General features: G+C 54.4%; 18 protein-coding genes, 6 pseudogenes and 1 other annotated feature. Of the genes and pseudogenes, 14 read left to right on the top strand and 10 right to left on the bottom strand.

Annotated features, from left to right (window positions below; genetic code table 11):
- Nucleotides 1-53 precede the first annotated feature (53 nt).
- The 4 genes from AC4ANE_RS24990 to AC4ANE_RS24975 all read left to right on the top strand — a co-directional run bounded on the left by AC4ANE_RS24990 (nucleotide 54) and on the right by AC4ANE_RS24975 (nucleotide 2,053).
- A complete protein-coding gene (locus AC4ANE_RS24990; protein ID WP_031598384.1) occupies nucleotides 54-335 on the top strand; it encodes a hypothetical protein in 282 nt (93 codons plus the stop codon).
- Between the two features lie 18 nt (nucleotides 336-353).
- Nucleotides 354-629 (top strand): 4-fold beta flower protein, encoded by a 276-nt coding sequence (locus AC4ANE_RS24985; RefSeq protein WP_074809599.1) that lies wholly within the window; start codon nucleotides 354-356, stop codon nucleotides 627-629.
- A gap of 85 nt (nucleotides 630-714) precedes the next feature.
- On the top strand, nucleotides 715-1,233 hold the full coding sequence (locus AC4ANE_RS24980) for a hypothetical protein (protein WP_183144207.1): 519 nt from the start codon (nucleotides 715-717) through the stop codon (nucleotides 1,231-1,233).
- A 505-nt stretch (nucleotides 1,234-1,738) separates the two neighbouring features.
- A complete protein-coding gene (locus AC4ANE_RS24975) occupies nucleotides 1,739-2,053 on the top strand; it encodes a hypothetical protein (RefSeq protein ID WP_031598381.1) in 315 nt (104 codons plus the stop codon).
- A gap of 341 nt (nucleotides 2,054-2,394) precedes the next feature.
- On the opposite strand, the gene AC4ANE_RS24970 is transcribed toward AC4ANE_RS24975, so the two are convergent.
- The 3 genes and pseudogenes from AC4ANE_RS24970 to AC4ANE_RS24960 all read right to left on the bottom strand — a co-directional run.
- Nucleotides 2,395-2,985, bottom strand: coding sequence for a recombinase family protein (locus tag AC4ANE_RS24970; RefSeq protein ID WP_031598379.1), 591 nt, complete (start codon nucleotides 2,983-2,985; stop codon nucleotides 2,395-2,397).
- A gap of 401 nt (nucleotides 2,986-3,386) precedes the next feature.
- Nucleotides 3,387-4,097, bottom strand: coding sequence for a methyl-accepting chemotaxis protein (locus tag AC4ANE_RS24965; protein WP_369812049.1), 711 nt, complete (start codon nucleotides 4,095-4,097; stop codon nucleotides 3,387-3,389).
- A gap of 159 nt (nucleotides 4,098-4,256) precedes the next feature.
- Nucleotides 4,257-4,436: pseudogene (locus tag AC4ANE_RS24960) on the bottom strand (HAMP domain-containing protein); the annotation flags it as partial.
- A 1,370-nt stretch (nucleotides 4,437-5,806) separates the two neighbouring features.
- Here AC4ANE_RS24960 and AC4ANE_RS24955 point away from each other — a divergent pair.
- From AC4ANE_RS24955 to AC4ANE_RS24940, 4 genes are all read left to right on the top strand, one after another.
- Entirely contained in the window at nucleotides 5,807-6,367 is a 561-nt protein-coding gene (locus AC4ANE_RS24955) for a recombinase family protein (protein WP_005782565.1), read from the top strand.
- A gap of 4 nt (nucleotides 6,368-6,371) precedes the next feature.
- Nucleotides 6,372-8,009, top strand: coding sequence for a DDE-type integrase/transposase/recombinase (locus AC4ANE_RS24950; protein ID WP_178090293.1), 1,638 nt, complete (start codon nucleotides 6,372-6,374; stop codon nucleotides 8,007-8,009).
- The gene (locus AC4ANE_RS24945) at nucleotides 7,999-8,970 is read left to right on the top strand and encodes an ExeA family protein (RefSeq protein ID WP_057425950.1); all 972 of its coding nucleotides are present in this window, start codon (nucleotides 7,999-8,001) and stop codon (nucleotides 8,968-8,970) included. The genes AC4ANE_RS24950 and AC4ANE_RS24945 overlap by 11 nt, the downstream gene beginning before the upstream one ends.
- Before the next feature lie 610 nt (nucleotides 8,971-9,580).
- Entirely contained in the window at nucleotides 9,581-10,306 is a 726-nt protein-coding gene (locus AC4ANE_RS24940) for a hypothetical protein (RefSeq protein WP_460408578.1), read from the top strand.
- 761 nt (nucleotides 10,307-11,067) lie between these two features.
- On the opposite strand, the pseudogene AC4ANE_RS24935 reads toward AC4ANE_RS24940, so the two are convergent.
- The 3 genes and pseudogenes from AC4ANE_RS24935 to AC4ANE_RS24925 all read right to left on the bottom strand — a co-directional run.
- Nucleotides 11,068-11,304 (bottom strand): annotated as a pseudogene (locus AC4ANE_RS24935) (Y-family DNA polymerase); the annotation flags it as partial.
- Nucleotides 11,291-11,722, bottom strand: a complete 432-nt coding sequence (locus AC4ANE_RS24930) for a LexA family protein (protein WP_058886795.1) — start codon at nucleotides 11,720-11,722, stop codon at nucleotides 11,291-11,293. The pseudogene AC4ANE_RS24935 and the gene AC4ANE_RS24930, both read right to left, overlap by 14 nt.
- Nucleotides 11,723-11,774: 52 nt before the next feature.
- Entirely contained in the window at nucleotides 11,775-12,023 is a 249-nt protein-coding gene (locus AC4ANE_RS24925; RefSeq protein WP_058886796.1) for a DUF1654 domain-containing protein, read from the bottom strand.
- Between the two features lie 390 nt (nucleotides 12,024-12,413).
- On the opposite strand from AC4ANE_RS24925, the gene AC4ANE_RS24920 reads away from it, so the two are divergent.
- From AC4ANE_RS24920 to AC4ANE_RS24910, 3 genes and pseudogenes are all read left to right on the top strand, one after another.
- Nucleotides 12,414-13,103, top strand: coding sequence for an NYN domain-containing protein (locus AC4ANE_RS24920; protein WP_460408577.1), 690 nt, complete (start codon nucleotides 12,414-12,416; stop codon nucleotides 13,101-13,103).
- A 383-nt stretch (nucleotides 13,104-13,486) separates the two neighbouring features.
- Nucleotides 13,487-14,702, top strand: a pseudogene (locus tag AC4ANE_RS24915) (IS3-like element IS51 family transposase).
- Nucleotides 13,765-13,881 (top strand) — a sequence feature (AL1L pseudoknot). Its footprint overlaps the pseudogene before it by 117 nt.
- Nucleotides 14,703-14,743: 41 nt before the next feature.
- Nucleotides 14,744-15,238 (top strand): annotated as a pseudogene (locus tag AC4ANE_RS24910) (SOS response-associated peptidase); the annotation flags it as partial.
- A 131-nt stretch (nucleotides 15,239-15,369) separates the two neighbouring features.
- Here the strand turns inward: AC4ANE_RS24910 and nicB are convergent.
- Nucleotides 15,370-16,332, bottom strand: a complete 963-nt coding sequence (gene nicB / locus AC4ANE_RS24905) for a 6-hydroxy-3-succinoylpyridine 3-monooxygenase (RefSeq protein WP_031599023.1) — start codon at nucleotides 16,330-16,332, stop codon at nucleotides 15,370-15,372.
- Nucleotides 16,333-16,518: 186 nt separating this feature from the next.
- Nucleotides 16,519-16,738, bottom strand: a pseudogene (locus tag AC4ANE_RS24900) (tyrosine-type recombinase/integrase); the annotation flags it as partial.
- A gap of 255 nt (nucleotides 16,739-16,993) precedes the next feature.
- Here AC4ANE_RS24900 and AC4ANE_RS24895 point away from each other — a divergent pair.
- Complete coding sequence (locus AC4ANE_RS24895) at nucleotides 16,994-17,245, top strand: hypothetical protein (RefSeq protein WP_031599195.1); 252 nt, start codon at nucleotides 16,994-16,996, stop codon at nucleotides 17,243-17,245.
- Between the two features lie 10 nt (nucleotides 17,246-17,255).
- Nucleotides 17,256-17,672 (top strand): PDDEXK family nuclease, encoded by a 417-nt coding sequence (locus AC4ANE_RS24890; RefSeq protein WP_460408575.1) that lies wholly within the window; start codon nucleotides 17,256-17,258, stop codon nucleotides 17,670-17,672.
- 25 nt (nucleotides 17,673-17,697) lie between these two features.
- Here the strand turns inward: AC4ANE_RS24890 and istB are convergent, their stop codons facing one another.
- Together istB and istA are read right to left on the bottom strand one after the other, a co-directional pair.
- On the bottom strand, nucleotides 17,698-18,507 hold the full coding sequence (gene istB, locus AC4ANE_RS24885) for an IS21-like element ISPsy4 family helper ATPase IstB (protein WP_005741073.1): 810 nt from the start codon (nucleotides 18,505-18,507) through the stop codon (nucleotides 17,698-17,700).
- Nucleotides 18,504-19,526 carry an IS21-like element ISPsy4 family transposase gene (istA, locus tag AC4ANE_RS24880; protein WP_002551322.1) on the bottom strand — a complete coding sequence of 341 codons (1,023 nt, stop codon included), beginning with the start codon at nucleotides 19,524-19,526 and terminating at the stop codon, nucleotides 18,504-18,506. Before istA ends, istB begins: the two co-directional genes overlap by 4 nt.
- Before the next feature lie 418 nt (nucleotides 19,527-19,944).
- On the opposite strand from istA, the pseudogene AC4ANE_RS24875 reads away from it, so the two are divergent.
- Nucleotides 19,945-20,451, top strand: a pseudogene (locus AC4ANE_RS24875) (YecA/YgfB family protein); the annotation flags it as partial.
- Nucleotides 20,452-20,512: the final 61 nt, after the last annotated feature.

The following is a 20,512-nucleotide window of genomic DNA, read 5'->3' as shown; positions in this document are numbered from 1 at the left end:
GAAAAACGCGCTCGACTCACACTGCATCAGACCGTTTTCAGAAAAATAGCGCTATGTGCCTGGCAAATTACGGCTTGCCACCGCTGCGCGGCAAGTTGATCGGAGCATCCCTAACCGTGTTGCTCCACAATTCGAAGCCGCTCAGCGAGGGCTTTTCATCAAGAGATTTACTGATCGAGCTTCTGGCTGAGGCATTGACCCTGGTCGCACTCAACATGAAACCGATATGTGACCTGGCAGACGCGCTGACCCAAAAGGTGATGACCGGAAAGGGGGTGGGGGAGGTCAGCAAGGAAGACATTCATCAGCTCCAGCTCTACTGCCAATTACCATAGGAAAAGGGAGAGGTGAATATGGATCTGTATACAAAGAACGGGAAGCCGCTTCAGTTGTCGGACACTACTGTGTATAGCCGCTCTGGCAAGGTGGTAGGCCGAATAAAGGGCGACAAGGTATTCGGTACTGATGGGCGGTACGTCGGCTCGATCGTTGGTGATCGCTTGGTTTACCGCTCTACACAAAGTACAGCCATCAGCTCACCATTTGCATCCGCCAATCGTGCTGGATCCGCGAAGGCCCAGCGAGCAGCTTCTGCAGTATGGGGTAATGAACCAGACATACCGGAATAATCGCCTATTCACTAAGCCCGCCTCTTACGGGTTTCGACAGTATAAGCCAGACGCTTTCGGCCTTAGCGATCAGATAGGAAAAAAAATGGGGGAATTCTTGAAGTTTGCAGTACCTGCTATTTTGGCAGTACTGGCTTGGTGGATGAAATCAGTACGTGAGCACAATACGGTAGGTAGGGCTATTTGTGCAGAAATACTTGCATTACTGGACATCATTAAAGAGCGCGACTTTCTGGCAGATCTTAAGAATACTGAGCAGTATTTCAGAGAGAATCCAGAGGCGGCAGCGGTTTCATACAATGTACCTGTCGCGGACCACTACTGCAGGGTCTATGCCGGAAATATTCAAAACTTGGGTTATCTGGAGCCTGACCAAGCGGAGCTAATCGTCCGGTTCTACCAAATGGTGGATAGCGTAGTTCGAGATGTTTCCAGCGGCGGCCGTCTTGCGGAGGGGACTTCTGACCCTAATGATTACAAAGATACAGGTAGGATTCTCCAGAACGCGGTTATGACAGCCAGTTCGCTTATATCGTTACGCAATGAACGGGCGGCCGAACCATGGTGGAGACGGTGCTGGCGTGCCCTGTCTTTACTCAACTGAACCGCAGGCCGCGATCCACTTTGAAGCGAATGCCGTATCCAATGGATTTGTGGATGCTGCCTGCCAGGGCACAGCTACTCCATGTGTTCGTCGCGTATGAAGGCGTGTGGAACGCTACCGCAAGCAAGACTCTCCACTGACCACGGAAAAAGAGGAATGATGAAGCGCGCTGCAATTACAACACTGGCCTTTCTGACCGCACTCCCATCAATCTACTGGTTGCTCGGCGAAGCGGCAGTGATATTTGAAATGGCAAGCACGGGAGCCAAATCAAGAGCTGAGCTGGCAGATGACTTTGGCCTCGGTATCATTGGGCTCTTCATTGTCGCACCTGCAACCGTAATCGGCGCTGTGATCACAGCCTCTTTTTTTTGGTGGCAAATGAGGCCCCGCGGGAGGGGCTAAATGCTTAACAAACCATCCAGCACTTGCAGGCTTGCAGGCAGCTTATCTATAGGGTGACGTTACCCCCGTCCACCACCAGCTCCACGAACAACGGAAAAATATGACGGAAGAAGAAATGCGGCAAGCACTGTTTGGTTCGGGCAATCATACCGGACCTTCAGCTATCCCACAGGTCCAGTTGCATACTGTGACCAAAAAGCCGGTGCCATCAGAGGTCAGGCGCAAGACCACCAAGAATTTTGTACCCAGGTTGATCGTCACGTTACGTGTAGGCAATGAGTATGAAGGCAAGACCGAGCTGATCACCCACGAAGCCGATACGCTCAGTCACCTTCAGGCTGAAATGGATGCATTGAAGATCGCACGTAAGAAATACAGATATATCGAAGTGGTGTCGGTCAAACCGGCGAAGTAGCTATACAGCAGGCATCTGTCACAGGGGCTCGTTGAACATGCAGATCTCCCGTCCCCAATGCCCTAAGAAACCATCACGCTGCTTGCAACCACTGAACTCAGTCCGTATCTACTACGGCTTGCGTTTATAAAACGTTGGGCTCGCGTTTATCCGTCATTTTGAACCCACATTATTTGACGCTATCGGGAATGTCCGGCCCACATTATTTGATTCTATCCAGACAGTTGCCCACATTAACTGACTTTATCCGCGTTCCCGACCCACATTATTTGCGTCTATCCGCAAGCCATAATGCATCAGCCTCAACGAGGCATCTCTGCCTGGTGCCCCTCCAGGTCCGCTCATGTCGCAGCAACTCCAATTGATTGGCGCGCAAGTGTTCGATAGACCGTTGGTCTTGATATGGAAAACACTTCGGCCAGATCACTGATCGAGTACTCCCCAGAGTCGTGCATCCGACGCAGCTCTTTCTGCTGGCGATCCGAAAGTTTTGGTTTCTTGCCGCGCAGCTTACCTTTGGCCCGTGCGATGGCCATCCCCTCTCGCGTGCGTAGCCTGATGAGGTCCGACTCGAACTCGGCGAACGTGGCGAGAATATTGAAGAACAGTTTGCCCATCGGATCAGAAGGGTCATGAACACTGGTCCCGATCTGCAACCTCACGCTGCGGGCCGTGAGTTCATCTCCAATCGCTCGCGCGTCAGGAACGGAGCGCGCAAGGCGGTCGAGTTTAGGGACAACGAGCGTATCCCCGTTGCGTACAGCGGCGAGGGCCTGGTCGAGCCCCGGCCGTTCCCGTGTCGTGCCGGTAAAGCCATGGTCGGTATAAATGCGATCAGCCGCCACACCGAGTTTTAGCAAAGCCTCCTTCTGCGAGGCGAGGTCTTGCTTGTCGGTTGAACAGCGGGCGTAGCCAATGAGTGTATGTGTCATGGTGCGACTGTAACGTAAAAGGTGGCTTCATTGAGAAAAATATCGTACCACTCAAATGAGACAGCTCGCGTCCAGGCAGGAAAGGCTTTCGGTCTCTTGGACGGAAATGCAAAAACCGTCCGTTGAACGTCCTCTTTCGGACAGACGCTTAGGTTCGGCTCATGGAGAAAGAAGGCCAATAGCTACTATCCTTAAGTCGGTTCGCTGTTCCATTGCTCCCCGGACCCCTAAAACAGTAAGACGTTGAAAACGTATTGTTATATTGCTACAAAACTGACCGCAAACGATAGCTAATGTACGATTTTGTCCTAATTCTGCGGGCTCCCCTTCTTAAGTGCATTTTCTGTTCCGTTACTCCCCACACCCCGTGACAGACATTTCGGCAGTTTGTGCCGGTCTGATCAGACAACCAGCTTGAAACGTGCGACGACATTGCGCATGTCGCTCGCAACCCGTGCCAGTTCGTCGGCGGTCACTGCGTTGTTGTCGATACCCAGCATCAAGGTCCCGGAGCTGTTGCGAATTTCCATGACGTTACGGTTGATGTCTTCGGAAACCGCATGCTGCTGTACGGCAGCGCTGGCGATCTGGGTGTTCATTTCGACGATACGCTCGACACCCTCGCTGATGCTCGACAGGCTGCCGGATGCTTCGCTGGCCGCACTGATGCACGCTTGAGCCTTGTGCTGCCCTGCCTGCATTTGCTGCACGGCAGCGTCGGTCGCGCTTTGCAGCTGTTGAATGATGCTGCGGATCTCTTCAGTAGACGCCTGAGTACGCGATGCCAGCGTGCGGACTTCGTCAGCCACGACCGCAAAACCACGACCCTGCTCGCCGGCACGTGCCGCCTCGATGGCCGCGTTGAGCGCCAGCAGATTGGTCTGATCGGCAATAGTGCTGATCACCTGAATGACGCCGCCAATCGACTGGCTGTGCAAGGCTAGCGCCTGAACCTTCTGGGCACTGACTTCCACTTCATCGGCCAGGGCCTGAATCGTTGTGTGGGCCTGATGCATGATGCGCAGCCCATTACGCGAAGCGGTATTGGCCTCGTCAGCAGCCGATGCTGCGCCTTCGGTGTTCTGCGCCACATCGGCGACGCTCGCAGTCATCTCGTTGATAGCGGTGGCCACCTGTTCGGTTTCGGCCTGCTGCGCGTTCATCGATTGCTTGGCCAGACCAATGGAAGTGCCCAGTCGCGCCGCCACGTCAGACAGTTCATACGATGTACGATCCATGTGCGAGATGGAGCTTGAAAACGCTTCTGCCATCAGGTTCAGACCATTACCGATATCGGCCACTTCATCCTTGCTGACCACTTGCACTCGCGCACTCAGATCACCGTCGGCCAGTCGACGGGTGACACCCAACAGGCTGTCGATGGCGATGCGCAAGGCGCGATAGATGCTGCTGAACGCATAGAGCAGCAACAAACCTACAATCACGCACATGGCGATCATCATCTGGCGTAGCTGGAGCAACGAGGTGTAGCGGGAATCCAATTGGTCCTGCAGTGCAACCTGGATTTCGTCTTGTGCCTTATAAAGGGCAGCGACCGCAACGTTACCCTGAGCACCGAGCGCCTGACCTCTTGGTGCCGAGTAGTCCGTGCCTTTGACATAGGCTTGCAACTCATTGCGGAAACTGTCCATTGCCGTGGTGGCCGTGGCGATCGGATCATTGATGCGGTTGGCCAGTTCTGGAGAGCGTCGTTTGAGCAAACGAACGCTCTGCTCAAGCTCGCCACGGAACAGCAACTCGAGCCTCAACAGGCTGTCGAGCGAACCGCGCATCGAGGCGGTCAGGCCCTGTCCTGTGCTAATGCCCGCAGTGATACCTCGGACCTGACCGGCCACGTTGATTTCCCTGGGCATACGAATGGTACTCAGGTCGATCAGAAACAGCGTCGCAGGATCATCGTCCAGCACCAGACCAGAGGTGGCCGATACGTAGTAGATAAAGTTGAGCGTCTGCGCCAGTTGCTCGTTCCACTGAGCAAACAAATCGTCCGGCGACAGGCCCGGTTTGACACCTTCCATCAGTGAGCGCGCACTTTCGCGAAGGCGCTGCACGCGATTCTCTGTTTCCAGCTCAGGGCCCTTGCGAGCATCCATATCGGAAAGATTATTGAAGGCCGTTTCAAGCTGGTTGCGGTTATTGGCAAGGTCTTGAGCAGCAGACGCATCACCTGACAACAGACGGTTGGTGTGCGCGCGCTGGAGCATGGAAAGCCGCAGAATAGGCGTGACGGTAAGCAGGTATTCGCGACCGACACGCTCTTGCTCGACGCTATCGATTCTTGAATTCAGGTTGCTGAACACCCTCATACCGAGAATGACCAGTGGAATAACGATAATTACGGCTAAAACGGCAAATTTGGCAGGGAAGCGCAGGCGGTTGGTAAGGCTGATACCAGGCGAAAGAATGTTCATGTCTTTTCTCGTTTTAATTGAAGGTGCCTGATCAGGCTCAAGAAACACCCTTCTTTGCAGGTGCAGGTCAGTTTTGCGATGCCAAAACAGCTCATCTACATGAATAGATGGCTCTATGGCATCACTAATGGCAACTCATCATTGAGAAGTTCAATGACGGCCATAAGCTGAATATAGACCTATCGGCAATGCCACGCAGAACGTGAGCCTGAGAAGGGGTCGTTTCCGGCTGGGGCGTGCAGGCCCTCGTGCCGCTTGGGCTGTATCCGAAAGAAGTACACCCTTGTGAGACGCGTGGCTGAGGCGCTTTTTGCGTCTCAATAGGGTGGCTTTTCATTTTTGATATGGTAAGTTCTCAGCTTCTAGAGCCTAAAGAGACATACTTGAGGATGGCCCTTTACGGATACGCTCGTGTTTCCACAAGCGATCAAGATTTCGTTCTGCAAGAAAAAACTTTGCGTGAAGCGGGTTGTGATGTCGTGCGTGCCGAGAAAAAAAGCGGGGCTAGCCGGGTTGGTCGGACGGAGTTGAAAACACTGCTCGATTTTCTACGCCCTGGCGATACATTAGTGGTGACGCGTGTTGATCGTCTCGCACGAAGCATCAAGGATCTTCAAGACATCGTTTATACGCTCAAAGAACGTGGGGTTAGTCTCAAGGCGACGGAGCAACCAATCGATACGCAGAGCGCAGCCGGAAAAGCATTCTTGGACATGCTGGGCGTGTTCGCTGAGTTTGAAACCAACCTGCGACGCGAACGGCAGCTTGAAGGAATTGCTGACGCTAAAGCTCGTGGTGTTTACCGGGGTCGCAAACCGTCGATTGACCCGCTGGAAGTTCAGCGCTTATGGACCGAAGAAAATCTAGGTGCCACAGAAATTGCTCGAAAGCTTGGCGTTGGTCGCGCTTCAGTGTATCGAGCCCTAGCTCAAAATGGACGCCAAGCGTAGTTCCATTCCTGTTGACTCGTTGCTGCAATTGCGGCAACGGCTCGACCGCTTGCCGAAGAAAAGCCCTGAGCGGGCTACACAAGTGGCCGCGATAGCTGAGTTGTACGGCGTGTCCCCCAGCACCGTGTACCGGGCGCTGAACCTCATCCATAAACCCCATACGGTCCACCGTGCCGATCGCGGTAAGACGCGTGTATTGCAGCGGGCCCAGCTGGAACGCTACTGCGATCTGATCGCTGCGCTCAAACTACGTACCACGAACAAGCAAGGGCGGCACCTTTCCACTCGCCGCGCTATCGAGCTGTTGGAGGATTACGGGGTGGAAACTGAGCAAGGCTTGGTCAGAGCACCCAAGGGTATTCTGACCCGTAGCACGGTGAACGAATACCTCGGTCGCTGGCTCCTGAATCAGTCGCGATTACTGCGGCAACCGCCCGCCGTTCGGTTTCAGGCTGAGCACAGCAATGACTGCTGGCAATTCGACCTGTCACCTTCCGACCTCAAGCACATCGACAAGCCTGAATGGATTGACCCGAGCAAGGGTGAACCGACGCTGATGCTGTTCAGCGTGGTAGATGACCGCAGCGGTGTGGCTTACCAGGAATACCACTGCGTTTACGGTGAAGACGCGGAAACGGCGCTGCGCTTTCTGTTCAACGCCATGGTACCGAAGGCTGACCCGACCTTTCCGTTCCAAGGCCGTCCCAAGATGATCTATCTGGACAACGGCCCCGTGGCCAAACGTCGCGTTTTCCAGAACGTCATGCAGGCGCTCGGCATCGAGTGGCAGACGCACATACCGGCTGGCAAGGATGGCACACGCACCACGGCTCGCTCAAAGGGCAAGGTTGAGCGGCCCTTTCGTACCGTGAAGGAAGCTCACGAGACGCTGTACCACTTCCACAAGCCGGAAACCGAGGTGCAGGCCAACGAATGGCTGATGCGTTACCTGGTGCGCACCTACAACGTGCAAGGCCATCGTTGCGAACCGCATTCGCGTATTGAGGACTGGCTAGCCAACCTGCCCGCCGAAGGCCTGCGCGAGATGTGTACCTGGGAGCAGTTCTGCCGCTTCGCTCGCGAGCCAGAGAGACGCAAGGTTGGCATTGATGCACGCGTCACCATTGAGGGCACAACCTTTGAGGTCGAGCCTGACATGGCGGGAGAATCCGTGGTGTTGCTCTGGGGACTGTTTGATAACGAGCTGTATGCTGAGTTCAATGGCGAGCGCTTCGGCCCTTTCTACCCGGTGTCCGGCCCCATACCGTTGCATCGATACAGAGCGTTCAGGCGTGGCAAAGCCGATGAACGATCCGAACGCATCCGTTCACTGGCCGATCAGTTAGGCCTGCCCATCGCCGCGCTGGCCGGGAACGACGTGAGGCTGACACCGTCCGCCGTTCCCGTGGAGTTGCCACGTCTGCCCTTCGATGCCGAAGCGCATGAGTACCAATTTCCCAGTGTTATCGCCGCCAAGCTGGCCGTCGCCAACGAACTGGCGCAGCCATTGGCCAAGCTTTCGAAAGAGGATCTAGCGTTTATCCACCAGGTGGTGAGCGAGACCTTGATTCGACGGGTTGTCCTTGAACGCGTCAGAAGCTACTTCCGCAACAAGAAAACAGGAGACGAACATGCGGGTTGAAGTGATGCATCACTACGGGCTGACGTTGCCGCTGAACCAGGCCGGTTATTTTGAGACTGCCCACCATCAGCAACTGATCAAAGACATCAAGGGCGCGATCTTCGAAGGCCGCCTGATTGCGCTCTGTGGCGTCATCGGCAGTGGCAAAACCGTGATGCTGCGACGGCTTCAACAGGTGATGGAGGCAGAGAAGAAGATCACCGTGTCCAAGTCCCTCGCCATTGAGAAGCACAGCATCAAACTGGCCACCTTCATCGCCGCGCTCTACTACGACCTGTCCACCGAAAAACAGGTACGCATCCCGACCCAAGGGGAAAAGCGTGAGCGCGATTTGCGCGAGCTGGTGAAGAAGAACAAACGCCCAGTGGCGCTGTTCGTAGATGAGGCCCATGACCTCAATGGCCATACGCTGACCGGACTTAAGCGCTTGATGGAGCTGGTCGAGGACGGTGACGGTCGGTTGTCGGTGGTGCTGGCCGGGCATCCCAAACTGCGCAACGATCTGCGTCGGCCGACGATGGAGGAAATTGGCTACCGCACCGACATCTTCTCACTCGACGGCATCGCTGGCAGTCAGCGTGAGTACATCCACTGGCTGCTGGAGACCTGCACGGAGGGCAGGGTTGACGCTAAATCGATTCTGACCGAAGACGCCATCGACCTGCTCGCCACCAAGTTGCGCACACCGCTGCAAATCCAACTGCACATCAGCCTGGCACTGGAGGCCGGTTACCTGACAGGCGAGAAACCTGTCTCAGCGGAGTTGGTGGAATCCGTGCTGTCGCGGCAACTGGATGATCTGGAACCAACCCTGACGCGCCATGGCTACCGCATCAAGGATCTGGTCGAGCAGTTCGACGCCAGACCCACCGAGATCAAAGCGCTGTTCAGTAACGCACTCGATCCGGCTCGCACCACAGAACTGCGCGACAGGATGCTGGCGGCGGGACTGCCGATTTGAAATCGTTTACTTTAATTCGCAGCTAATATGAGTCGGAAGCGACGGAATGCGGTTTCATTCGCAATTAATGTGAGGCCGTGAGCACTTCGATTTTAAATGTCCGATTGAAGTGATGACCAAGTAAGTTAGTGTGCAATATGCTACGTAAACTTTAATTCAGTTACTGTGCTGCATTCTGCCCCTGCAACCGCCGTCTAAAAATAAAAGTTCGCAGTTAGGGTTCAGACCATAGCCAGTAAAATATATTTTATTTAATAGACTGCTTTATGTGGAACCGATTGAGGGGTTCTGATCACATAAATAAAAATTCAAGATGGAGAGTGTACTAAAGCAGATTATGCCATAACAAGTCTGTAGCTCTATAGCCGTCTAATTTGATATTTTGCAAGACATTCAATAAATAGCTATTAAATTAATACTTACACAGGCAGTAATGATGATGAGAATACAAGGTGGTACGTCTTTTAGCATTCAACAGAACACAACATTTGAGCATAACCAAGCTCAAGAGCAAGGGAGGGCTTCTTTCGGCGAGGAAAGGGATTCAATCAGCTCGCCTGTCGGCTCCCCAACATCAGTGTCAACGGAACCCACTGAAAACGCACGAGTTATGAGCGCCGTGCTGAACCCACAAAGGTCCAATTTAAAGAAAGCAGATCTTATTCCAGGCGATATTTTGCTTCTGATCGATGAGCCACATGATACCGAGAAACTGCATAAAATTATTATTGCTGGCCAAAAACTTGAAGGTCTGTCTATGCTGAGGAACAATATGGGTAAAGCCAGTGCGGTTCACGCAATATTGTGGACTCGAAATCCCCAAAATCCAGTTTCAACCGAGCGTGGTGGGAAGGGGGAGAGTGAAGTTGTTGAAATGCGCGGCGGCGGTATAATGGACACCGCCTTGCGCAAGGGCCTTTATCAGGTTTACCGGCCTAAAGACAAAAATATAGGTGACTGGGCAGCGCAGTCAGCCATGTCATGGGCAAGCGAACGAAAAATACCTTACAATGCAATTAAGTCCGCTAAGTCTGTCACTCGCTTTTCAAACTTTGGTCCATTAGCCATAGCCTCTGCAAAAAAATATAGCCAAGACGCGTTCGAATCCAATCCAAAGTGGGGGGAAGACGGCGCGTTCTGTTCTCATCTTGTACTTGCTGCTTATCAGGCAGCCGCCCAAAACGTGGGAACTCCTTTGAATGGGGCATTAAAAGTGGATGCGAAAGGATGTTCTGTTAGAACGCTTAGTCACTTTCTACAAAAAGACACGACCCAGTTCGAGTTCACTGGTCACTTACGTATAAAACCAGACGAAGTTCTTTTTCCTGAGGATTAATTCTATAGATTTGTCAGATAGTGTCGAAAAGATAGGAATTTAAGCTCGATAGTTGCCACAGTCGACACCCTTCAGTCGCAATTAGTCCTGGTCGGCTGTGCTCGATTGCAGGTCGAAGCGGATGGATGCAGGTTCATTGGCACTGAATCTCGGTTTGCGGTGCTGAATAACCGCAATTAATTCGGGTCGGAAAAGGCGTTGATTGCAGGTCGAGGCCTTTTCCATTGCAGGTTGCTACAATTATCGGACCCGTGAGGCTGCTCAGGCGGACTCACGTGATAGTCGATCAATTTATCCAACCAACCGTCTGCTTCCGACCGGTCTACAAAGACTCGCAGAGGCAGAGGTTGCCTCTCGGATGCTCGAAAGCCGCTGGCTGTTGCCATCACTAAAAATACTGTGTCCATGCTTCTTCCCCTCAACTCTCGACGACCTGTAGCGCTGGCACATCAACCCAGTCCGCACGGAACATCCAAAGTCGGAATTCTTCAACAGTCTGCCCACTTTTAGCATGTAGCCCCGCGAGCAATCCTGAGAGACGCTGCTCATGGATCTCGTTTTCTTCATCAAATGAGACAGAAACGGCGAGTGGTCACTCTCAAATAATTCCGGTTCATGGCGGTCGATTGCAGGTCTAACCAGATGAATGCAGGTTCATTCGCAAATAATCCCGGTTTGCTGGCTCGAATAGACGCAATCAATCCTGGTCGAAAAACGCGATGATTGCAGGTCGAGGCCATTTCGATTGCAGGTCGTTACACGTAATTGCTGCTGAACGCCACGATGCCGTTCTGGCGCAGCGTGTCCTTGATCTGGAAATACGGGGCGCCCATTTTCACGAAGGGCTTGGCGTCGTAGCTGCGGGCAATCACGCAGCCATCGTTGTTACTCAAGACGACGATAGGCGTCTTGGCCAAATCCGGGCGAAACACACGCTCACAAGAGGCATAGAACGAGTTGCAGTCGATCAGCGCAAAGACTGGCTCATGGGTAGGCATGATCGCGCACGCTGTAGCGAACTACTCCCCATATCCCCAGCTCGTCCCCTTCAAGAATGTGACGCGGCGGGAAGCCTATGTTTTCGGACGTCAGCAAGATTGCGTTGCGCGTCTTGTTCAAGCGCTTGCACACCGGCTCGCTGTTGAGCGCCGCAATGACGATATCGCCATGTTGGGCCTCCCGGCTGCGGTCGACAATCACCAGGTCGCCCGAATGGATGCCGGCGCCGATCATGCTTTCGCCTTCAATCTTCAACAAATACACATGCGGGGCCCGGATGTTGAACAGCTCATCCAGGGAAATGTGTTTTTCCAGGTGGTCAGCTGCTGGGGAAGGGAAACCAGCAGCCACCCGGTGAGAGTAAAACGGCAGTGGCACCCCTTGCGCGAGCAAGGGGCCGATGATTGTGAACGACATGTCTGTCTCCTTCTGTGTGTGTTAAGCCCGGCAAGCGAGCGAATGAGTGTGCTTAATCGTCTTTAGGCACTGTCCAGAACACCTGGACGTGGCCATCGTCGCGGTAGGCAAGCGTGACGTTATCCGTATCGCCGAGTTCTTCCATGATCCGGTCCCAGTCGTCCGCTCGATCATCAGGCAACCGCTCCAAGAGCGCTGATTTTGCGCGCTGTGCAGCCGGATTGTTGATCGTGCGCTGAAGGCGCATACCTAAGAGCTCATAAGAATCCGGAAGCCGAGGCGCTGCGGCCTTTTTTGCCATTTTCGCTCCTGAATACTGGTTATATGAACAGTACTCTAGCGGATAATAAAAAGGCTCGCACCACTTTCAAAGGGGATGCCGCTGGAAGGTCAAAACGCATGCCTAATTAAAGAAATGGCGGTTTGTAAGACGAAACGCAGAGCTGTCGAGGACAGATCTACTGCTTTCATCGCGCCAAGGAAGGCGCAGCCAGAAAGGTTGAGGGGTGATCTGGGGTGATTCTGCGTGAGCCACGGTGATCAGAAATGATCAATAACACTTGTATTGCATTGTCTTTCCTTGCACAATTTATCCACTACTCAGCCCCGTACGCAGTGATTCAGTTCGCTGGCCGTTGGGGTGAAGAAACCGGCCCCGAGCCGGTTTTTTCGTTTCTAAGGACTGAAAATTTTGCGTACAGCTTGCTTTGTCGACGGCTACAACCTGTTTTACGGCCTGTTGGCAGGTACGCCCTACAAGTGGCTCGATCTCCCTTCGCTTCTGGCTCACATCATTCGTGTCGAGAACCCCAACAGCACGCTTGATGCCGTCAGTTTTTTCACGACCGGTGTAATGCCGACGCTAGCCACCCGTGGAACGGTGTCAAAAGAAGCCCAAGACACGCATGTGCGCGCCTTGAAATTACGTGGGGTTGAGGTGTTGTATGGGCGTCACCAGCTCGAACCGCGCAATGCACCACGCTTTGTTGACAAAAACACACCTGCCTCCCGATCTGACCAAGTTGGGATCTGGAAGCTGGAGGAAAAGGAGACGGACGTTCACATCGCGATCAGCATGTACCGCCTTGCCGCTCGTCAAATGGCGTTATCGCCTGAAGATCGTATCAAGCAGATCGTCTTGGTGTCGGCAGATACCGACATGACTCCGTCGCTGAGAGCAATCAGGGAAGACTTTACAGGCCTGCGTATCGGCGTGATCTTGCCACACCGTGAGGGTGCTAAACGAACGGTTCCGGGCTCTTTAAAGCTGCATGCGCACTGGATGCGGCACGTGGTGACAAACGTAGAGCTGGCCGAGCACCAATTTCCGCTCCGAATACCCACCCGCAAAAAACCAATCGATAAACCAGACTATTGGTGAGGTTTTTACCCCATGCGCTAGGATTCCAGGGACAAAAAAAAAAGCTCCGATACGAAAAAACCGCCATTTAGGCGGTGAACCGTAAAATCATGGCTCCAGCGTTTCCAAAAGCTTAGGCATGTCATCGACAGGGTGACTGCAGGTCCAGCTGACTGGCGTAGTCATCATAGGATTTTTACAGCCAGGAACGTTTGCCGCTCCTGATCGCTCGCAATGAGGGGCTCATAGTTGTAGACCGCATCTTTCATGGCTTTGCGGTAGCCGGGAAATTTGGAAACCGTTTGTGGGATGGTTTGAGGGTCAGCGAGTGCCCGCTGCGTCTCGAGTCGCATATGAACCGCCCCGGGTTTCTCGGAGACTCCAACCTTTGAGAGGATGGAGCGATGAAAAAACTACCGAAGTATTCCCCAGAGGTCCGTGAGCGGGCCATCAGGATGGTTTTCGAACACCTTCCTGAGTACGAGTCGCAGTGGGCCACCATCAGTGCCATTGCCCCCAAGATCGGCTGCACGCCCGAGACATTACGGCTGTGGGTTCGCCAATCTGAGCGCAACAGCGGCCAGCGTGATGGGCTGAGCACAGTCGAACGTGAGCGAGTCAAGCTCTTGGAGCGTGAGAACCGTCAGTTGCGTCAAGCTAACGAGATCTTGCGTAAGGCCTCAGCCTATTTTGCCCAGGCGGAGCTCGACCGCCCATTCAAACGATGAAGACGTTTATTGATGAAAACCGCCAGTCTTACGGGGTCGAGCCGATTTGCAAGGTGTTGCCAATCGCCCCGTCGACGTACTACCGGTACGCTGCTCAGCAGGCTGACCCCAGCCAGCAGTCAGCGCGTGCGCAGCGTGACCAGGAACTGGGTGAGCACATCCAGCGAGTCTGGGATGAGCACTTCCAGGTATATGGCGTGCGCAAGGTCTGGCGACAATTGCTGCGTGACGGACTGCAAGTCGCCCGCTGTACGGTGCAACGTCTGATGGGAGAGCTGGGCCTGCAAGGCGCGGCAAGCCCGTCAAGACGACGGTCAGCGACCAAGCCAGGCCGTGCCCGCAGGATCATGTCAACCGTCAGTTTGTGGCTGAGTGCCCGAACGCCCTATGGGTATCGGACTTTACCTACGTCAGTACCTGGCAGGGTTTTGTTTACGTGGCCTTCATCATTGATGTCTTTGCCCGATTCATCGTCGGTTGGAAGGTGTCCAGTTCAGCGCGTACCGATTTTGTACTCGATGCACTGGAGCAAGCCCTTTACGCCCGTCGCCCAGTCAAGCAGGGTGGACTCATTCACCACAGTGACCGTGGCGTGCAGTACGTGTCCATTCGCTATACCGAGCGTCTTGTCGAAGCCGGTATTGAGCCATCGGTCGGGAGTGTCGGTGACTCTTACGACAATGCTTTGGCTGAGACCATCAATGGTCTTTACAAGGCTGAAGTGATTCATCGACGCTCTTGGCCCACACGGGGGGCGGTGGAGCTGGAAACCCTGAAATGGGTGGACTGGTTCAATCACCGCCGCCTGCTGGAGCCAATCGGTCATATTCCACCGGTCGAAGCAGAAGCAATCTATTATCAGCAACTCACCGAGTCTGCCCAGGTGGCATGACTCAAACAAAAGGGTCTCCGAGAAACCCGGGGCGGTTCAATTCTCCCGCAACCATGGAAGTGCTGACCGGCTCCTTTGGGTTGATCCCGTCCTGGAGCAAGGACAGCAAGTTTGCCAAACACACATACAATGCTCGATCAGAGACAGTGGCTAAGAAGCCGTCATTCCGGCATGCCTGGCGCCAGGCGCAACACTGCATTATCCCAGCAGTAGCCTTATACGAGCCCGACTGGCGATCAGGCAAGGCAATTGCCACGCGTATAGCCCGGGCAGACGGTGAGCTGCTGGGCATTGCGGGCCTATGGGAGCAGTGGCGCGATCCGGCCACCGACCAGATCCTGCACAGCTACACCATGCTGACCGTGAACGCAGATGATCACGACTTCATGAAGGCGTACCACAAGCCCCAGGATGAAAAGCGCATGGTAGTGATTTTGCCCAAGGGCTCGTATGCGGACTGGTTGACTGCGCGGCCAGAGCAGAGCGCGGCGTTTATGAACCAGTACTCGGCAGATCGGCTGGCAGTGGCCGTGTGATCAGTCTTCCCTGGCGCTGGTGGTGGGCAGGGTGACTTGTCGCGCTGGACGGCAGCAGCTACCAAGCCGTAGGCGCGGTAGCATTTTCCGTAAACTCCCCGACACGTGGGCTTGTAAGCTATTCAGGCGACTCAGTGTTCATGGTGTTCATCCGAAACGGGGTTTTGTGCATGCTGCGTAATCCAGCTCCTCATGTACTCCAATACGCGAGTCGCACCATCGAAAGATTCAGCAAGCTCGATTGGTCTCATATCGTCTAAATAGGGGTTAGGCTGTTCCATCCATTTAAACGCTGCAGCCTTACTGCCGCGCACCGGAATAGCCAAATCTAGAATCTCCTGCAGCAGCTCAGGTTGCCCATACCAGGATTCAGGCTTGGTGGTCGGCTTCCGCCCCTGGATTACCCGGGGCAACTGGCATGCTGCAAGCTCGCTTGCGTTGATATATTCCCGCTTCCAGTGTGCAAGTTTTACAAGATCAGTATTCGGAGGCCGCGTCTGATCAGTAGTTGGCACAACCACCCCGATCAGGACGTTGGTATGGGCCCTAATCATTTTTAACGCAGGCGCGATGTCCGTGTCATTAGTGACAATCACGGCATGGTCGATCTGTCCGGTGATCGCGTCGTGATAGGCCTGCAACGCTAAGTTCACGTCGCTTTGCTTCTCCTCGACCTTCCACGCCTGGATTTCTTGGCACTCGCGGGGAGCTCTGTGAGGATACTCAGCGTCGACTATCTTGACCTTCATTTTGTTGACAGCGTAGTAGCCTTCAATCAGCTCAATTCGACCGTCATGCAGCTTGCGTAACGCTGTGTGATAACGCGCCTGAGATGAAACAGAATCAGCGGCTCGGGCTACGGACTCGATGATTTTCGCGGTGAAGAATTTAATTGAAGGCGAGGTAAGCAGAAATGAATGCCTAATACGGCCTTCCCCATCCATGACTAGCGCTGATGGCAGAATGTGTTTTTCAAAGAGGGGCAGCAGATCCAGCCATTTGTAGGGAGTGCCCCGCAAACAGCCGTAATAGAAATTGTATCCGTCGATATAGATGCGAGTGCGCAGAGGCTCTGACTCAGGCATTCCATGCATTTCCCATACTCCAGAAACGAAAAAACCGGCTAGCGCCGGCTTTTTCCCCCTCGAACCAGATGGTCAAGCCACACCGGTCATGAGGGTTAGTTGTTGGTAATGATTATGTCGAAGGATGACACATGCGTCAACTCGCTTACGTAGGCTATTTCACTCACTGCGTCGAAATGCCAGGCGAAGACTAAGTTCCTCACTACGCAGACTGTGGTACAGCAACACCGCGCGAATAGCTCGGTCACGACTCTCCGTCAGCGTACTGGGCATCCGGCGCCTCGAGCAGAGGCTTGGCCTGATGATCGCCAAGGGCAGGGGGCTGCCCTCATTCGTTGGGTCGATTGACGCCGTGCACCAGAATGCTGACGGCGACGGCATTGCTCTCCATCAGATGATCGAACAGGCTGGCCCAGTTTTCAATCAGCTCCAACACAGCTGTCCCCAGTAGCGAGGAAAAACACCCTGGAACTCTGCTGGCTGAGCTGAACCTTTACCGCCAGGCTCGGCATGACTACTTCAGTTGTCCGCACGATCTGCCGGACTTAGAGCGCAATCGCCGTCGCCAGATTCTTGAGCACCTGAGCGAACGATTGGCCTCGACCCTTGCCATTGAGGTGCGTATAGAGATGGGCGAGCCGTCCGATTTTGAATGAGGGGAAAGTCAGCCGTGACCAATCTTAGTGAAGCGCTTCGTGCAACTGCCAGAAAATGGCGGAATGCTAACCAGGATCACCGTGGCGGCGTCGTGCTGATCTGGCAAGGCGCGGTGTACGGCTGGAAGGATTCCTTGCGTGATGCGAGCGATGAGAGCCCAGGCGTATACGCTGTGAATGAAACAGATCACATTTTCATTGCCGAAGGCGGTGATGAATGTAACGGCGCGAAATGCTGGGTAGCCGCTGTCTTGGGCAACAAGTAGGAAAAAAGTCATGGCCACGTCCGAAGAACACAAAAAACTGACCAAGCTGGGGGCCAGCTGGTTTCGCAAGAATGGCTTTGGAGTTGTGGCCACAGAGTTGTCATCAGCGGGGAGCCGCGAGCAGCCGGACGTTATCGCGTTCCGCAGTAGCTGTTCCGCAATGATTGAGGTCAAGGTCAGCCGCTCGGACTTTTTCGCTGACCGCAAGAAGCCTGAACGCAATGCAGGGGGGATTGGCATTTATCGGTTTTATCTGTGCCCTGAAGGCATGATTAAACCTGAGGAACTACCGCCCAGGTGGGGGCTGTTGTACGCAAAAGGTCGGTCGGTGGTCGCGGTCGTGAAGCCACAAGGCAACATTTGGCCCCCACTGGAAAAGCAACACCCTGGGTCTGAGGCCTATTTGTCAACGCCAACTAAAAAGTGACCCCCTTCCGTGCTAAATCGCCAACTTAGTTTTGACCCCCCTCGGGTTCATATTTTCGAGCCGGTTCGGCCCGAGAAGATTTGGTTCCTGCTTTGCGCTTGTCCTTGAGTCGATAGCTTTCACCTGTCATCTGCACGATATGGGCATGATGTAACAGCCTGTCCAGCATGGCCGCTGTCAGTGTTTGATCATCCGCAAAGGTTCCGGCCCACTGGGTAAACGGCAAGTTACTCGTGAGGATCAGGCTGCCTTGCTCGTAGCGCTTGGCGACAACATTGAAGAACAGGTTGGCTTCATCACGACCAAACGGCAGGTAGCCGATTTCATCGATGACCAACAACCCAGGGGCCATCACCACACGACTGAAGTATTCCTTGAGCCGTTCCTGGCGGTGCGCAGCGGTCAGTTGCAGCATCAAGTCAGCCGCCGTGACGAAGCGGGTTTTGATACCGGCCATCACTGCCCGGTAGGCCAGGGCGATAGCCAGGTGGCTCTTGCCTACACCACTAGGCCCCAGGAACACGATGTTCTCGGCACGTCCAACAAAACTCAGTGCTGCCAGCTCCTGGAGCTGTGCCCGGGGGACGCCGGTGGCAAACGCGAAGTCGTATTGCTCCAGCGTTTTCACAGCGGGCAGCGCGGCAGTTTTCAGCAGGGCCTGTCGAGAGCGTTCACTTCGGGCATCGGTCTCGGCAGCCAGCAGCTTTTCGAGGAAGTCGGCAAAGCTGTCTTCGCCGCTTGCTGCTTGTTGGGCCAGGTGCGGCCAGTCCACCCCGACGCGCTCAAGCTTTAGCCCCTTGCATAGTTCTGTCAGGCGAGCATGTTGAAGGTTCATGCTCTCACCTCCAGCAGTTGCTCATAAACCGACAGCGGATGCTGCAAGCTCTCGTACGGCAGGACCCGTCCCAGGCGTAGGCCTTGGGCGGGTTGTGGGCGCAGGCTCTGTGTTGGCAGTGGTAATAGTACCTGCTGCTCTTGGGCCAGACGTACCGCCGGTTGAACACCCGTCGTGCCGTGAATCCGCTGATGAGCGACTTCGTCGAGCCATTGGCCGATATGTGCGTTGGCCGTCACCACATCCAGCGTCAGACCCGCACTCTTGAGCGTAGCGGCCAACGGGGTAATGAAACTGCCCTTCAGATACCCGTTGAAGCGCTCAACCTTGCCCTTGGTCTGGGCACGGTAAGGGCGGCAGACCTTGGGAATAAAACCAAACTCATCGGCCAGCGCAGCCAATCGGGGATGCCAACGGTGCTGGCCCTCCCCAAAAGCATCTCGCTCGGTGATGATGGTTCCGGCGTTATCAAACAATGCCTGCTCGGGCACGCCGCCAAAGTAAGCGAACGCCTCCCGAAGCCCTGTCAGCCAGGCTTCGCTGTCCTCTCGCTCGGAGAAACGGACAAAGCTTGCTCGACTAAAACCAAGTGTCGCCACGAACGCCTTAAGCGGCTGACGGCCTCGTCGAATGGTGGTGAAGTCCACCTGTATCTGCTTGCCGGGCAGTGTCTCGAAACGTACCACCGGCTCTTCTGCCTTACGTTTGAAGGGGCGAATATAAGCCTTCAGACGACTGACGCCGCCGCTGTACCCCAATGCCGTGATCTCACGCAGCAGGACGGTCGCCGGAATCCAGTGTGGGCGCGCCGCCTCAATACGCTCGTGCAGGTAGTCCTTGAAGGGGTCGATTTTGCACGGACGTGCGGGTCTCACCTTGTCACTGGGTAGCGACCGGGCCTTTCGCAGGTACTTGCGCACGGTGTTACGCGAAATACCCAGCTCACGGGCGATGAATTTGATGCCATGGCCCTGACGGGCCAACACTTTAATTTCCACAGACTGCTCCTGGGTCAACATATTGGCAGCTCAAAGCCGCCAGTTTTACCCAGGGGGGTCAATTCTAGGTTGGCGTTAGGGGGTCATTTTTACAGTGGCGGTGACATGCACTTAGCCCAGCTCCTGAAGACCACTGTCTGATGGACGATAAATCATCGGTTTTTCAGTCGCATTTAATCCTGGTCGGTTGCGCTCGATTGCAGGTCGAAGTGGCTGGATGCAGGTTCGTTTGCAGTCAATGCTGGTTCGCGGTGCCGGATAGACGCAATCAATCCCGGTCGAAAAACGCGATGATTGCAGGTCGAGGCCATTTCGATTGCAGGCCGTTACACCTAGCTGCCGTCGCCAAGATTCCGGCCACTACAACGACTGAAATCAGTTCAGCTTAACGTACTTTAAAATCCTTTTTCTGAGGCGGCCCCTATTGGAACAAACACCCATGAGCCATCCACCTTTCCAACAAGCACTGACCGAGGCCGAACTCGATAGGCTGACTGGTTTTCTTGATGCCATTGGCTCACCGGCCATGAACATTGAAATGCTTGACGGCTATTTTGCGGCACTGATCTGTGGTCCGGAGATGATGCCTCCCAGCGAGTACCTGCCACAAATCTTGGGCGAGAATTTCAGTTTTGAAAGCAACGCTCAGGCTACCGACATGATGGGGCTCATCATGCGCCACTGGAATACGATTGCATCGGTATTGCTTAACACGCTGGAGGAGCCTGACGTGTATTTGCCAGTGCTATTGGAGGATGACGATGGCATTACTTACGGCAACGATTGGGCTCTGGGCTTTATGCGCGGAGTTCAGGCCCGACCTGGAAGTTGGCGTGACCTGATCGACAGCGACGAACATAGCGGGCCGATGCTCCCCATCATGCTCTTGGCCTATGAGAATGACCCCGATCCAGCGCTGCGACCACCGTCGGTTACTAACGAAAAGCGTGAAAAAGTGATTGAGATGATGATCGCCAGTTTGACGATAATCTATCGCTTCTTCGAGC

Source organism: Pseudomonas sp. Pme6b (genome assembly GCF_058129925.1).
Note: the sequence above shows the minus strand (reverse complement) of the source record. Positions and strands in the feature narration are given on the sequence as shown.